13 protein-coding genes and 2 tRNA genes are annotated in these 12,413 nt (G+C 66.0%); 12 read left to right on the forward strand and 3 right to left on the reverse strand.

Annotated elements, in window-relative coordinates; all coding sequences use genetic code 11:
• Positions 1-79 precede the first annotated feature (79 nt).
• From Q0Q36_RS00535 to Q0Q36_RS00565, 7 genes are all read left to right on the forward strand, one after another.
• Positions 80-745, forward strand: coding sequence for a TetR family transcriptional regulator (locus Q0Q36_RS00535; RefSeq protein ID WP_293794901.1), 666 nt, complete (start codon positions 80-82; stop codon positions 743-745).
• A 235-nt stretch (positions 746-980) separates the two neighbouring features.
• The gene (locus Q0Q36_RS00540; protein ID WP_293794807.1) at positions 981-2,480 is read left to right on the forward strand and encodes a PLP-dependent aminotransferase family protein; all 1,500 of its coding nucleotides are present in this window, start codon (positions 981-983) and stop codon (positions 2,478-2,480) included.
• Positions 2,481-2,594: 114 nt separating this feature from the next.
• Positions 2,595-3,368 (forward strand): ABC transporter ATP-binding protein, encoded by a 774-nt coding sequence (locus Q0Q36_RS00545; RefSeq protein ID WP_293794809.1) that lies wholly within the window; start codon positions 2,595-2,597, stop codon positions 3,366-3,368.
• A gap of 31 nt (positions 3,369-3,399) precedes the next feature.
• Positions 3,400-4,182: a transporter substrate-binding domain-containing protein gene (locus Q0Q36_RS00550; RefSeq protein WP_293794811.1), complete on the forward strand. Its 783-nt coding sequence runs from the start codon at positions 3,400-3,402 to the stop codon at positions 4,180-4,182.
• Positions 4,183-4,229: 47 nt separating this feature from the next.
• On the forward strand, positions 4,230-4,928 hold the full coding sequence (locus Q0Q36_RS00555; protein WP_293794902.1) for an ABC transporter permease subunit: 699 nt from the start codon (positions 4,230-4,232) through the stop codon (positions 4,926-4,928).
• The gene (locus Q0Q36_RS00560; protein ID WP_293794813.1) at positions 4,925-5,656 is read left to right on the forward strand and encodes an ABC transporter permease; all 732 of its coding nucleotides are present in this window, start codon (positions 4,925-4,927) and stop codon (positions 5,654-5,656) included. The genes Q0Q36_RS00555 and Q0Q36_RS00560 overlap by 4 nt, the downstream gene beginning before the upstream one ends.
• Complete coding sequence (locus Q0Q36_RS00565; protein WP_293794815.1) at positions 5,643-6,428, forward strand: inositol monophosphatase family protein; 786 nt, start codon at positions 5,643-5,645, stop codon at positions 6,426-6,428. Before Q0Q36_RS00560 ends, Q0Q36_RS00565 begins: the two co-directional genes overlap by 14 nt.
• A gap of 437 nt (positions 6,429-6,865) precedes the next feature.
• Here Q0Q36_RS00565 and Q0Q36_RS00570 read toward each other — a convergent pair.
• Positions 6,866-6,950 (reverse strand) — tRNA-Tyr (locus tag Q0Q36_RS00570).
• A 274-nt stretch (positions 6,951-7,224) separates the two neighbouring features.
• On the reverse strand, positions 7,225-7,782 hold the full coding sequence (locus Q0Q36_RS00575; protein WP_367187141.1) for an AAA family ATPase: 558 nt from the start codon (positions 7,780-7,782) through the stop codon (positions 7,225-7,227).
• Positions 7,783-7,880: 98 nt separating this feature from the next.
• Between Q0Q36_RS00575 and Q0Q36_RS00580 the strand changes: the two genes are divergently transcribed.
• From Q0Q36_RS00580 to Q0Q36_RS00595, 4 genes are all read left to right on the forward strand, one after another.
• Positions 7,881-8,681: an RNA methyltransferase gene (locus Q0Q36_RS00580; RefSeq protein ID WP_293794816.1), complete on the forward strand. Its 801-nt coding sequence runs from the start codon at positions 7,881-7,883 to the stop codon at positions 8,679-8,681.
• 273 nt (positions 8,682-8,954) lie between these two features.
• Positions 8,955-10,613: an MFS transporter gene (locus Q0Q36_RS00585; protein WP_293794817.1), complete on the forward strand. Its 1,659-nt coding sequence runs from the start codon at positions 8,955-8,957 to the stop codon at positions 10,611-10,613.
• Positions 10,614-10,829: 216 nt separating this feature from the next.
• The gene (locus Q0Q36_RS00590; protein ID WP_265059977.1) at positions 10,830-11,123 is read left to right on the forward strand and encodes a GYD domain-containing protein; all 294 of its coding nucleotides are present in this window, start codon (positions 10,830-10,832) and stop codon (positions 11,121-11,123) included.
• A 127-nt stretch (positions 11,124-11,250) separates the two neighbouring features.
• Positions 11,251-11,325 (forward strand) — tRNA-Thr (locus Q0Q36_RS00595).
• Positions 11,326-11,386: 61 nt separating this feature from the next.
• Here the strand turns inward: Q0Q36_RS00595 and Q0Q36_RS00600 are convergent.
• A complete protein-coding gene (locus Q0Q36_RS00600; RefSeq protein ID WP_293794818.1) occupies positions 11,387-11,878 on the reverse strand; it encodes a DUF3617 family protein in 492 nt (163 codons plus the stop codon).
• Between the two features lie 173 nt (positions 11,879-12,051).
• On the opposite strand from Q0Q36_RS00600, the gene Q0Q36_RS00605 reads away from it, so the two are divergent.
• Positions 12,052-12,342 carry a hypothetical protein gene (locus Q0Q36_RS00605; RefSeq protein WP_293794820.1) on the forward strand — a complete coding sequence of 97 codons (291 nt, stop codon included), beginning with the start codon at positions 12,052-12,054 and terminating at the stop codon, positions 12,340-12,342.
• The last annotated feature ends 71 nt before the right edge of the window (positions 12,343-12,413 follow it).

A 12,413-nucleotide genomic window follows, 5' to 3' on the forward strand; every position in this document is an offset into this window, starting at 1 on the left:
GATCGTGGGATGTTCTTGTCTCGGAGCGGAAAATACGAATAATTCGTCGCGTTTTCTATTCGCATTGCTGGAGCGCACCATGGCCGATCGGCCAACCGCCCGAATTTCCTCGCGAAAAACGCCCAGGCAGACCCGTTCGACCGAGCTGGTCTCCGCTATTCTGGAGGCTGCTATTCAGGTTCTGGCGCAAGAGGGTGCGCAGCGCTTTACGACGGCCCGCGTCGCCGAGAAAGCCGGCGTCAGCATCGGCTCGCTGTACCAGTATTTTCCCAACAAGGCGGCCATCCTGTTCCGCCTGCAAAGCGACGAATGGCGACAGACTCATGCGATGCTCACCGACATCCTCGGCGATGCCGCGCAGCCACCGCTCGCCCGGCTGCGCACGCTCGTGCGGGCCTTTATCCGTTCCGAATGCGACGAGGCTGCCGTGCGGATCGCGCTCAGCGACGCAGCTCCACTGTACCGCGACGCGCCGGAGGCACGGGAGGCACGAGCGGCCGGCGCTCGCCTGTTCAAGAGGTTCATGGAGGAAGCGCTGCCAGATGTCTCGGCCGGCGAGCGCGCGCTGGCAGGCAATCTCATCACCACGACCATGAGCGCCGTGGGCAAGGAGTTCTCGGAGATCCCGAGAACCAATATCGAAATTCAGGCTTATGCCGATGGCCTCGCCGACATGTTCTGCGCCTATCTCAGAACCCGGGGCGGTTCTTCGCCGGAGGATGGTATGCCGGCGCAACCGAGCTGATCATCAACTCCCATGCGCATCATTGTTTCCCGTCCTTTTGTTATTCGCAGGGAGACAGAGTGTGCGCTTTTGCGTGACAGGGCGCGCACACGCCCGACCAGCGAGGCTATATCCGAACTCACGCTAGCCTGAACGGGATGCCATGGGATCGCGAGCCGGCCGGGAAGCGAAATCCGCTTGGAGAATCCGGCGCCTGCGTCCATTCGGAAGAAGGATGTCAGCCTGACGAGGGCGAATGGTCAACCGGTTCAACTATCCCGTCTGGAACCTGATCAGGCTGGAGCGCGACAGCGACACCCCGCTCTATGAGCAGATCTTCGCCCAGTTCCGGACGGGCATCACCGAAGGCGTGATTCCGCGCGGGACGCGCCTGCCGCCCAGCCGCATCCTGGCCAAGGAATTGCCGCTCGCCCGCAATACGGTGGTGCAGGCCTATGACCGGCTGGAGGCCGAGGGCTACGTCAGACGTGCCCATGGCTCCGGCACCTTCGTCGAGGCGGTGCTTCCCGAAGATCATCAGACGCGGGCCAAGCCTGCTCCTGCCATGCCGCAGCTGGCCGAAACCGCGCTGTCGGAACGTGCGACGCGGCTCCTCGAAACGCGCTTGCCGCCCGAGCGCTCGGAGACATTGGGGCTCAGTCCCGGCGTGCCCGCCCTCGACGAGTTTCCCTACGAGATCTTCAGCCGGATCGCGGCCCGGCACTGGCGTTCGCGCGCGATCTCGCAGACGGGCTACGGTGTCGGCCAGCCGCGCGCCGGCCTGACCCATCAGATCGCCACTTATCTCGCCGAGGCGCGCGGCCTGGCCTGTGCGCCGGAACAGGTCATCGTCGTCGGCAGCACCCTCCAGGCCGCCGCGCTCGCCGCCCATGTCCTGCTCGATATCGGCGATACGGTCGCGGTCGAAGACCCCGGCCATCTCGCCGAACTCGCCACCTTCGAACTCAGCGGCCTGCGCATCCGGCCGGTGCCGGTGGACGAGATGGGGCTCGACGCCGCCGCGCTTCCGTTGTCGGCAGACGCGGAACCGCTGCCAAAGCTCGTCGTGGTCTCTCCGGTCGAGCAGTTTCCGTTCGGATGCTCGATGCCACCCGCGCAATGCCGGGCACTGCTCGCCTGGGCACAAGCTCATGGAAGCTGGGTGCTGGAGGACGATTTCAACAGCGAGATCCGCTGGTCGGGGGAGGCGCAGACGCCTCTCTTCGCGGCCGATCCGCAAGGTCGCGTCATCTATACGAGTTCGTTCAACCGAGCTCTGGCGCCCGGTCTCAGGCTGGCCTATCTCGTCGTGCCCCCCAGCCTGGTCGAAGCCTTCACCCAGGCACAGCGCGTCTTCTCGCTCTATGCGCCGCAGCCGGATCAGGCGCTCGTCGCGGCCTTCATGGCCGAGGGGCATCTGGCGGCGCATCTGCGGCGGATGCGGGCGATCTACCGCGAACGCTCGCTCCTGCTCTGCGAGCACTTGCGGCAGCGCCTCGGCGATCGCTTCATCGTTCCCGAGGTCACCGCGGGCCTCCATCTCACGATCAGGCCGCGAGTCCCGTTCGACGACACCGCCGCCTCGGCGACGCTCCTGGGCCGGGGCTTCGACTGCCCGCCTTTGTCGCAATATTGCCGCGGCGAGGGCCGGCGCGGGCTCGTTCTCGGCTTCGGCAATACCGGCACCGAAAAGCTCCCAGCCTGCGCTGAAGCCGTTGCACGCGCCGTCGAGGCCGCCTGTGGAGCCCCCGAGTAGGCTGCGCCGGCGCGCTTTCCATTCCGGCCGAAATTGGACCCCATCGAAATCACGAAATTGGACCTTGGGGGGCTCCTGCTCGCCTCGCATGTTCTCCGTAGCAGCGGAGTCCTCATGAACGTCGAACGCAGCACCGTCCTGGAAGTCGAGGGTATCCGGAAGAACTTCGGCGATCTCGCCGTCCTCAAGGAGCTGAACCTCACGGCGCGCAGCCATGATGTCGTGACGATGATCGGGGCCAGCGGCTCGGGCAAGAGCACCTTCCTGCGCTGCATCAACTTCCTCGAATTGCCCGATGCCGGCACCATCCGCTTCGAGGGCGAGACCGTCCGGCTGGCGCAGCAGGGGGCCGGCCGGGGCCAGCTCGACCGCAAGCAGATCAACCGGATGCGCAGCCGCATCGGCATGGTGTTCCAGAGCTTCAATCTCTGGACCCACCTGACCGTGCTGGAGAACGTCGCGGTGGCGCCGATCAAGGTGCTCGGCCTCAGCCGCAAGGAAGCGACGGAGCGCGCCGAGGCCTATCTGGAAAAGGTCGGGCTGATCGAGAAGCGCCACGCCTATCCGGCCCATATCTCCGGCGGCCAGCAGCAGCGCGTCGGCATCGCCCGGGCGCTGGCGATGGAGCCGGCGCTGCTGCTCTTCGACGAGCCGACCTCGGCGCTCGATCCCGAGCTGGTTGGCGAGGTGCTCGCGGTGATGCGCACGCTCGCCGCCGAGGGGCGCACCATGATCATCGTGACCCATGAGATGGGCTTCGCCCGCGAGATCTCCAGCGAAGTCCTGTTCCTGCATCAGGGCGTCGTGGAGGAGCGCGGTCCGCCGGAGCAGGTCCTCGGCCACCCGCGTTCCGAGCGCTGCCGCGCCTTCCTGCAACGCGTCCTGTGAACCGAGCCGTCAAACACAAGGGGAGAACGACATGCTGAAGCCATTTCTCATCGCTGCCGGGTTGCTCGGCGCCTTCACCGCGGGCGCTGCGGCAAGGGACATCAAGGTCGGCAGCGAATGCACCTATCCGCCCTTCAACTACCGCGATGCCAAGGGTGAGTTGCAGGGCTTCGACATCGATGTCGCGCGCGAGATCGGCAAGCGCCTGAACGCCAACCTCGTCTTCGTCTGCCAGCAATGGGACGGCATGATCCCGGCGCTGCTCGCCGGCAAGTTCGACCTGATCGTGGCGAGCATGTCGATCACCGACGAGCGCAAGAAGTCGATCGACTTCAGCGTGCCCTACCGCTCCTCGACGGCCCGGTTCGTCGGCGCCAAGACGCTGAACGTCCAGCCGGTCGGGGCCGACGGCAAGCCGGACCCGAAGGCGCTGGCCGGCAAGACGGTCGGGCTCCAGCGCTCCTCGACCTACGAGCAGTTCATGACCAAGGAATTCCCGGGTGTGAAGCTCGCGCAATACGACACGGTCGACAACCTGCTGCTCGACCTGCAATCGGGCCGGATCGACCTCGCCTTCGCCGGGCCGATCAAGCTCGACGGCGATTTCCTGCAGAAGCCGCGCGGCGAGAAATTCCATTTCGTCGGCCCCGAGATCAACAACGTCGCCCTTTTCGGTCCCGGCGTGGGCGTGGCGCTGCGCAAGGAGGACAGCGCGCTCCGTGACCAGATCGACGCGGCGCTGACGGCCTCGTTCAAGGACGGGTCGTTCAAGGCGATCAACGATCGCTACTGGTCGTTCAGCGTCCTGCCCTGATCACTTGAAACAGGGCAGCCGGCCGGAGTGCCGCGGAGGTCGTGACGATGGATGTCCTGATGGGCTGGGGCGGTCAGCTCCTGCATGGTGCGCTGACGACCCTAGAGGTCGCTTTCGCTGCGCTGGCGCTCGGGCTCGTCTGGGGCATCCTCGGCGCGCTCGCCCAGCTCTCGCGCTGGTGGCTGGTCCGACAGCTCGGCTTCCTGTTCACGCTGATCATGCGTGGCACGCCGGAGCTGCTGATCATCTTGATCATCTATTTCGGCGGCTCGGTCACGCTGACCGGGCTCGCCAAGTCGATCGGCCTGGCGGCAGGCTTCGTCGAGATTCCGGCCTTCGCCGCCGGCGTCTTCGCGCTCAGCCTCGTCTTCGGCGGCTATGCCGCGGAGGTGCTGCGCGGCGCCTTCCGCGCCATTCCGAAAGGCCAGATCGAGGCGGCGGAGGCCTTCGGCTTCTCCTGGTGGGACGCCTTCACGACGGTGCGCCTGCCGCAGATTTGGCGCTTCGCCCTGCCGGGCCTCGGCAATAACTGGGTCTCCCTGATCAAGGACACTTCGCTCGTTTCGGTGGTCGGGCTGGAGGAGATCATGCGGGTCAGCGGCATGGCGACGGCAGTCACGGGCGAGCCGTTGCGCTTCTACCTGATCGCGGCGATCATCTTCTACGCGCTGACCACCAGCAACGGGCTCATCGTCGCGAAACTGGAACGCCGGGCCAGCCGCGGCGAGCGGGAGCTGGCGCGATGAACCCCGCCCTGATGATCGAGAGCCTGCCTGCGCTGCTGGAAGGAACCTGGCTCAGCCTGCAACTCCTGACGGCCGCGCTCGTGCTCGGCATGGCGCTGGCCGTGCCGATGGCGATCGCCCGGCTGGAAGCGCCCGGCCCGGTCCGCGCGGTGATCGCCTTCTACATCTCGTTCTTCAGGGGCACGCCGCTCCTGGTCCAGATCTTCCTGGTCTATTACGGCCTGTCGCAGTTCGACGTCATCCGCGAGAGCGCGCTCTGGCCCTTCATCCGCGAGCCGTGGTTCTGCGCGGTCCTGACCTTCGCGCTGCACACCGCAGCCTATACGGCGAACATCCTGCGCGGCGCGATCCAGGCGGTGCCGGCCGGCGAGATCGAGGCCGCTCATGCCTGCGGCATGTCCGGCCCGGTGGCGTATCGCGTCATCATCCTGCCGCGCGCCTTCCGCCTCGCTCTTCCGGCCTATGCCAACGAGGTCGTCAGCATGCTCAAGGCGACCTCGCTGGCGAGCACCATCACGATCATGGAGCTGACCGGCACCGCCAACACGATCGTGGCGCGCACCTTCGCGCCCTACGAGCTCTTCGTCACGGCGGCGGCGATCTACCTCGTCATCGCCGCCATCCTGACCGCAGCCCTGCGAGCCCTCGAATACCGGCTCGCCAGACATCAGCGTGCGCCCGCCAGCACCGCGGCGGTGATCGCCGGAGACGCCCATGTCCAAGCCTGACATCCACGCCTTCGCCGGCTTCGCCGAGCGGCTCGCCGATCGCAGCGGCGCGATCATCCGGGAAGCGATTGCCAAGGGCCGCAGCTTCGACACCAAGGCTGATCGCAGCCCGGTCACCGAGATCGACCGCCGCGTCGAGGACAGCCTGCGCCGCGAGCTCGCCATCGCCCATCCGGATCACGGCATTCTCGGCGAGGAGTACGAATCCATCGGCCTCGACCGCGATTTCGTCTGGATCATCGATCCGATCGATGGCACCAAGGCCTTCATCACGGGCATCCCGACCTTCGGCACGCTGATCGCACTAGCCTATAAGGGCACGCCGATCCTCGGCGTCATCGACAATCCCGTCACGGCCGAGCGCTGGATCGGCGGTGACGGCCTGCCGACGCGGCGCAACGGCGAAGCAGTGCAGACCCGCAAGGGCGCGTCGCTGGCCGACGCCATCCTCGGCAACGGCAATCCCGAGCCCTTCGATGCCGGCGAGCGCGCCGCCTTCGAGCGGCTGCGCAGCGATACGAAATGGTGCGTCTATGGCGGCGGCTGCCATGCCTATGGCCGCGTCTCGGACGGCGCGCTCGACATCAGCATCGATGGCGGGCTCGACCCGTTCGACTACTGCGCGCTGACGCCGATCGTGCGCAATGCCGGCGGCGCGATCACCGACTGGGAGGGCCGCGAGCTCACGATCCATTCCGGCCATCGTTGCGTCGTTGCGAGCGGCAGCCCGGCACTGCATGGAGCCGTTCTGGACAGACTAAGCCGCCATTGATGAACCGCGCCTTCCGAAGGCGAATCTTTCGGCTGTCCGCCTCCAATTGTGTCGAAAGGACCAGCCTTTCAGCGCCGTCGGGAAAAGCGCCGAGATCAGCCGACCTGCGGCATCCGCTCAGGCGACGAGAACTCGCGGTCTCATTGGCATCAACTTCGCCATTGTCCTGAAGTTTTGGGCGGTGGCCCCGAGAAGGAACCCGTTGCGGGTCCGCATAACCGCGGCGCCTCGGACGCGCAGCTCCACTCAATCTTCGACTGGAGCAGTCGCGGAATGGCGACGCTCTACATCAATAGGCGAACCCGTACCCGGCTGGCTCAAGAGGCGACTTCGCTCCCGATTCCGGCACCGAAATCGAACGTCTGTTCCCGCACCTCATCATCAGGTGCTGGGAACGCCGCGAAATCAGAAGGAAAATCACATGCTCGGGAAAAAGGTGGTGGGGGAAGCAGGACTCGAACCTGCGAAGGCATAGCCAGCGGATTTACAGTCCGCCCCCTTTGCCGCTCGGGACATTCCCCCGCCTGCGCCCTTGATCGGCTCTGTGAGCCCAGGGCCACCGATATGTCACTTTCGCGACGACCGGTAGGCGCGGCCGGACTTATGGTGACCGGGCCGCGCCCTGTCAACGGCAAAAAGACCGATGCTGCGAATTCGTTGTGAAGGAGCGGGACGGGCGCCGCGCCGACACGAGGCCAAACCCGCAGGGCCCGTAAGGACGAGCGCCCGCCAGCCGATCCGGCCGCCCCAGCGGGGCGAACCTGGGCGAGATATAAAAAGCGCACCGGGAAATCGATCAGCTTCCCCCTGCCCCATGGTTCAGGACGAAAATCACCCGCTCGGCCACGCTCGCACGGGGCAGCTCGACGAGCGCATAGCCATAGCGGGGATAGGTCTCGGCCATGGCCGCATAGGTCCGCTCCGCCTCGGCGAAATCCTGCTTCCGCTCGGCATCCTGCGCGAAGATCTCCCGCCAGGGCGGCGCGATGAAGACGGTACGCCGATAGCGCAGGTCCCGCGCCACCCGGTCGACGTGATCGGGAATAGGCCAGCCGCAGAGAGTCAGGTACCCGACGATGTCCGGCAGGCCGCGATCGAAGAAGACTTTGCCATGTCCCGCAACGGCCTCGGCATGGCTGCGCAGGTCCGCTGCCAGCATCAACTCGGCGAAAAGGCCGGGATCGACCGAGGGCAGGCCCCGGCCGCCCATCATCTGCTGGTTGCGGATGACGGCGCGCCCAGCCTCCGGCCGCACTGCGTGGCCGGCTGCCGCCAGAGCCTCGATCAGGCTCGTCTTGCCCGCGCCCGGCCCTCCGGTGATCACGATCAGCCGGTCGGTTTGCTGTGGCATCATGGCTCCTGTCCTCCTGGATATGTCGGCAAAAGGGTGGTTCGCGCTGGCCAAGCGCCCCGCGGCGTGGCACGGCAATCCGGCAATCACTGGAGAGAGCGATGGCTCCGCCGTTCCGCCCGAAACATGCCAGGCCCACGGGGGGCCGACCGGGCGCCCGCCGCCCTGACGGCTCGTTGCCGCATCGGCCGGGCGATATCGACGAGGCCGTGCTTTACGGCGTGCATCCGGTCGTCGAGGCGCTGAAGAATCCGCAGCGGCGCTTCCGGCGGCTGCTCGCGACCGAGAATGGCCTGCGCCGTCTCCAGGAGCAAGTCGGGGACCTGCCGCTCGAAGCCGAGATCGTGCGCCCTTCCGAGATCGACCGCCTGCTCACCCCCGATTCGGTGCATCAAGGCCTCTATCTCGTCTGCGATCCCCTGCCCTCGCCCGATCTCGACAGCCTGCCGGACGACTGCCTCGTGCTCGCGCTCGACCAGATCACCGATCCGCACAATGTCGGCGCCATCCTGCGCTCGGCTGCCGCCTTCGCCACTGCGGCCGTGATCGTTACGATCCGTCACTCCCCGGCCGCGACCGGCGTGCTCGCCAAATCCGCCTCCGGCGCGCTGGAGCATGTCCCGCTGATCGCCGTGCGCAATCTCGGCGACGCGCTCGAGACGCTCGGCAAGCGCGGCTTCCTGCGCATCGGCTTCGATTCGGACGGCGATGTCGCGCTCGACGATGTCGCGCTGCGCCGTCCGCTCGTCATGGTGATGGGCGCCGAGGGCAAGGGCCTGCGCCAGCGCTCGCGCGAGCTCTGCGACCATGTCGCCCGGCTCGAAGTGCCCGGCACGATCACCAGCCTCAACGTCTCGAACGCGACCGCGATTGCGCTCTACGCGGCCAGCCGGCGCCGCTGAACCGCGCCCTCCAGGGCACCGGCGAAAGGGCGATTCCGCGCCCCTTTCCGAGCCGGCAGCTTCCCTCGCCGATAGTCTCATAGACGAACGGTGCAAGACCAAGTGCCTGATTGCTCCTGCGACAATCTGCGCGCAATCCTCTGAAGCGAGCTGGAATGACGGGACTCACCCGCCGTCCGGCAGCGCGGCCACCGTCATTCAGAACGTGAACCGCGCGAAACGAGGTTGCCGGGCATGCCCGGCTTCAGGGCTTCACCAGGGGAGACAAGCGCCATGAGCATGGCATCACAAGCATCGGACTCGCGGGCCGCGCCCCGGCCGATGACCAAGGAGGAAAGGAAGGTCATCATCGCCTCGTCGGCCGGCACGGTCTTCGAGTGGTATGACTTCTATCTGGCGGGCTCGCTCGCCGCCAACATCGCCCAGACCTTCGTGCCCGGCGACAACGATACCGCGAAGTTCATCTTCGTGCTGTTCGGTTTCGCCGCGGGCTTCGCGGTCCGTCCCTTCGGCGCCCTGTTCTTCGGCCGCCTCGGCGACATGATCGGCCGCAAGTACACCTTCCTCGTCACCATGACCGTAATGGGCCTCGCGACCTTCGTCGTCGGCCTGCTGCCCAGCTTCCAGACCATCGGCTACGCCGCGCCTGCGATCTTCATCGCCTGCCGCCTGCTGCAGGGCCTCGCGCTTGGCGGTGAGTATGGCGGCGCCGCGACCTATGTCGCCGAGCATGCCCCGATGGGCCGTCGCGGCTTCTATACCTCGTGGATCCAGACGACCGCGACAGTCGGCCTCTTCCTCTCGCTGATCGTGATTCTCGGCCTGCGCCTCAGCATGTCGCCGGAAGCCTTCGCGGCCTGGGGCTGGCGCGTTCCGTTCCTGCTTTCGATCATCCTGCTCGGCTTCTCGATCTGGATCCGTCTTCAGCTCTCCGAATCGCCCGCCTTCGTGAAGATGAAGGAGGAGGGCACGCATTCGAAGGCGCCGCTCTCCGAGGCCTTCGGCAACTGGAGGAACGCCAAGATCGGCATCATCGCGCTGCTCGGCGGCACCGCCGGCCAGGCCGTCGTCTGGTACACCGGCCAGTTCTACGCGCTGTTCTTCCTGACGCAGACGCTGAAGATCGACGGCACGACCGCCAACCTGCTGATCGCGCTCGGCCTGCTGCTCGGCACGCCGTTCTTCATCTTCTTCGGCTGGCTCTCGGACAAGATCGGCCGCAAGCCCATCCTGCTCGCCGGCTGCCTGATCGCGGCACTGACCTATTTCCCGCTCTTCACCATGCTGGCGAAGACCGCGAACCCGAACCTGATCAGCGCGACCGAGAACGTGAAGCTGGTCCTCACCGCCGATCCGGCCGAATGCGGCACGCTGTTCGACCCCGTGGGCGTGCGCACCTTCACCAAGCCCTGCGACGTCGTGCGCCGCTCGCTGGCGACCGCCTCGATCCACTACGATCTGGCGGCCGGTCCCGCGGGCTCGCCGCTCAAGGCGACGATCAACGGCAAGGACGCCCCGAGCGCCTCGGCCGAACTCATCGCCGCTGCTCAGGCTGCCGGCTATCCCAAGCCGGGCGATGCCAGCATCCTGAAGACCCCGACCTTCGGCGAGATGCTGTCCAGCCCTCGCGCCATGCAGGCTGTCGGCATCCTGTTCGTCCTCGTCCTCTTCGTGACGATGGTCTACGGCCCGATCGCGGCCCTGCTGGTCGAGCTCTTCCCGACCCGCATTCGCTATTCCGGCATGTCGCTGCCCTATCACATCGGCAACGGCTGGTTCGGCGGCTTCCTGCCCCCGACCGCCTTCGCCATCGTGGCGGCCAGCGGCAACATCTTCTCCGGCCTCTGGTATCCGATCATCGTGGCGCTCGGCACCTTCGTGATCGGCCTGCTCTTCCTGCCGGAAACCAAGAACCGCGACATCCTCGACTGATCGTCGTTTACCCCAATACCGGCCCCGCCTTCCAAGGCGGGGCTTTTTTGTTGCCTCCTCGCGAAGCGCCTTTAGCGCCCTACTCAGCCGCGTGCTGTGCTATGCTCGCAGGCAAGGTCCGGCAGATGGCTAAAAGCCATCCCGACCGCCGGCGACGATCAAGCCGCCGCCAGATACTTCCGATGAACAGGCCGGGCCGTTTCAGGGAGTAGCGCTATGACAACCTATGTCATGCTCGCCAATTGGACAGATCAGGGGGCGCGCAACGTCAAAGCCTCGCCGACCCGTCTCGATGCCGCCAAACAGCAGCTCAAGGAGATGGGGGGCGACTTCAAGGCCTTTTTCATGACCATGGGCAAATACGACATGGTGATCGTCTGCGAGGCGCCCGACGATGCGGTCCAGGCGCGCTTCTGCCTGCAGCTCGCCCTGCTCGGCAATATCCGCACCGAAACCCTCAAGGCCTTCCCGGAGGCCGCCTATCGCGAGATCATCCGCTCGATAAGCTGAGGCCGAGCCGAACACGCATCTCGAGCAGCGCAGGGGCGCTTGCTCTCACCGCCATCGGCTGGTAACCGCTATCGAACTGTCGGCGAGAAGCTTCCGCCGGCGGCGATCCTGGTCGACCAGCCAGAATGCCGGCATAGCACAGCGGTAGTGCAGCGGTTTTGTAAACCGAAGGTCGGGAGTTCGATCCTCTCTGCCGGCACCAGCCCTCCTTAGGGCTTATCTCGAACATCAAGCGAACCGCATGCTTTCAAGCATGGACAGCGCTATGGCGCGGGCTTCGCCGAAGGCATCGAGATCACCTTGCCGTCCGGCATGATGATGTCGCCGGGCTTCTGGCCGGCAGCGCATTCGCCGAGGCGTTTCGCTTCCACCACGAGCTTGCGCTCGACCGGGCCCGACTGGCCAGGCATGCCGCTCAGCTTGGTCGTGCCCTCGGTGCGGACCGATGTCTCGAAATCGCCGGTGATGACGCTGCTGCCGGAGGCCCTGATCTGACCGACCGCGCATTCGGTCTCGACGGCGTAGCCCGTCGCCGTCTTGGTCACCAGCATCTTCGAACAGGCTCCGGCAGTGAGGCCGCCGACGATCGATTGATCGGTTCCCGGACCGACGCATTGCTTGGCGAGGGTCTCGCCCTCATTGCCCACCGACTTGGTTTCCCACAGCCCGGGCTTGCGCTGCGGAAGCTGTTGTTGCTGTGCCGCGGCGGGCAGCGCAACGAGGACACCGAGAGCGGCTATCAACGCGATTTTCATGGCGTCGTTCTCCAGGAGGAATCGGGTCCCGACGAGACAAGACGGGCGCCAAGGCCAGAATGAGGCGATCCGATCGGAGGCCAACCTTCGGATGCGTCTTGACAGACCGGTCGCTCCGGGAACGTTTGGCGAGTCGGGCGGTTACTCGCCTATCCAGGCTTCGGGAGGCTTTAATGAAAGCCCTTGTCCTCACGCTCGCCCTCCTGTCGAGCGCAAGTATGGCGGCGGCACAGACGCGCCCCTCGACCGTCACTCGGCCTTGCGCAGCGAGCCAGCGCGACGTTCAGGCCAACGGCGCCATCGTGCTGGGTACCGGCGGCTACACCTATGACCGCTTCGTGCGCGATCGCAGCTTCTGCGAGAGGGACGAAAGCACCGAGCCCGCCTTCGTGCCGAGCAGGGACAACCAGTCCTGCTTCATCGGTTATCGCTGCAAGAGCCGTTCGAACTTCTTCGACGATTGAGGCCTGTTCCTCCGTGGAACCTCTCACGCGCCACCACGTTTTTTCGGTGGGGCGAAACCTCGGTTTTTCCA

The organism is uncultured Allobosea sp., from assembly GCF_945957345.1.
GTDB lineage: Bacteria > Pseudomonadota > Alphaproteobacteria > Rhizobiales > Beijerinckiaceae > Allobosea.

Excerpts from the sequence above, each read along its gene's own strand:
- Q0Q36_RS00535 (WP_293794901.1), top strand. The coding sequence starts at position 80 with ATGGCCGATCGGCCAACCGCCCGAATTTCCTCGCGAAAAACGCCCAGG.
- Q0Q36_RS00540 (WP_293794807.1), top strand. The coding sequence starts at position 981 with ATGGTCAACCGGTTCAACTATCCCGTCTGGAACCTGATCAGGCTGGAG.
- Q0Q36_RS00545 (WP_293794809.1), top strand. The coding sequence starts at position 2,595 with ATGAACGTCGAACGCAGCACCGTCCTGGAAGTCGAGGGTATCCGGAAG.
- Q0Q36_RS00550 (WP_293794811.1), top strand. The coding sequence starts at position 3,400 with ATGCTGAAGCCATTTCTCATCGCTGCCGGGTTGCTCGGCGCCTTCACC.
- Q0Q36_RS00555 (WP_293794902.1), top strand. The coding sequence starts at position 4,230 with ATGGATGTCCTGATGGGCTGGGGCGGTCAGCTCCTGCATGGTGCGCTG.
- Q0Q36_RS00560 (WP_293794813.1), top strand. The coding sequence starts at position 4,925 with ATGAACCCCGCCCTGATGATCGAGAGCCTGCCTGCGCTGCTGGAAGGA.
- Q0Q36_RS00565 (WP_293794815.1), top strand. The coding sequence starts at position 5,643 with ATGTCCAAGCCTGACATCCACGCCTTCGCCGGCTTCGCCGAGCGGCTC.
- Q0Q36_RS00575 (WP_367187141.1), bottom strand. The coding sequence starts at position 7,782 with ATGATGCCACAGCAAACCGACCGGCTGATCGTGATCACCGGAGGGCCG.
- Q0Q36_RS00580 (WP_293794816.1), top strand. The coding sequence starts at position 7,881 with ATGGCTCCGCCGTTCCGCCCGAAACATGCCAGGCCCACGGGGGGCCGA.
- Q0Q36_RS00585 (WP_293794817.1), top strand. The coding sequence starts at position 8,955 with ATGAGCATGGCATCACAAGCATCGGACTCGCGGGCCGCGCCCCGGCCG.
- Q0Q36_RS00590 (WP_265059977.1), top strand. The coding sequence starts at position 10,830 with ATGACAACCTATGTCATGCTCGCCAATTGGACAGATCAGGGGGCGCGC.
- Q0Q36_RS00600 (WP_293794818.1), bottom strand. The coding sequence starts at position 11,878 with ATGAAAATCGCGTTGATAGCCGCTCTCGGTGTCCTCGTTGCGCTGCCC.
- Q0Q36_RS00605 (WP_293794820.1), top strand. The coding sequence starts at position 12,052 with ATGAAAGCCCTTGTCCTCACGCTCGCCCTCCTGTCGAGCGCAAGTATG.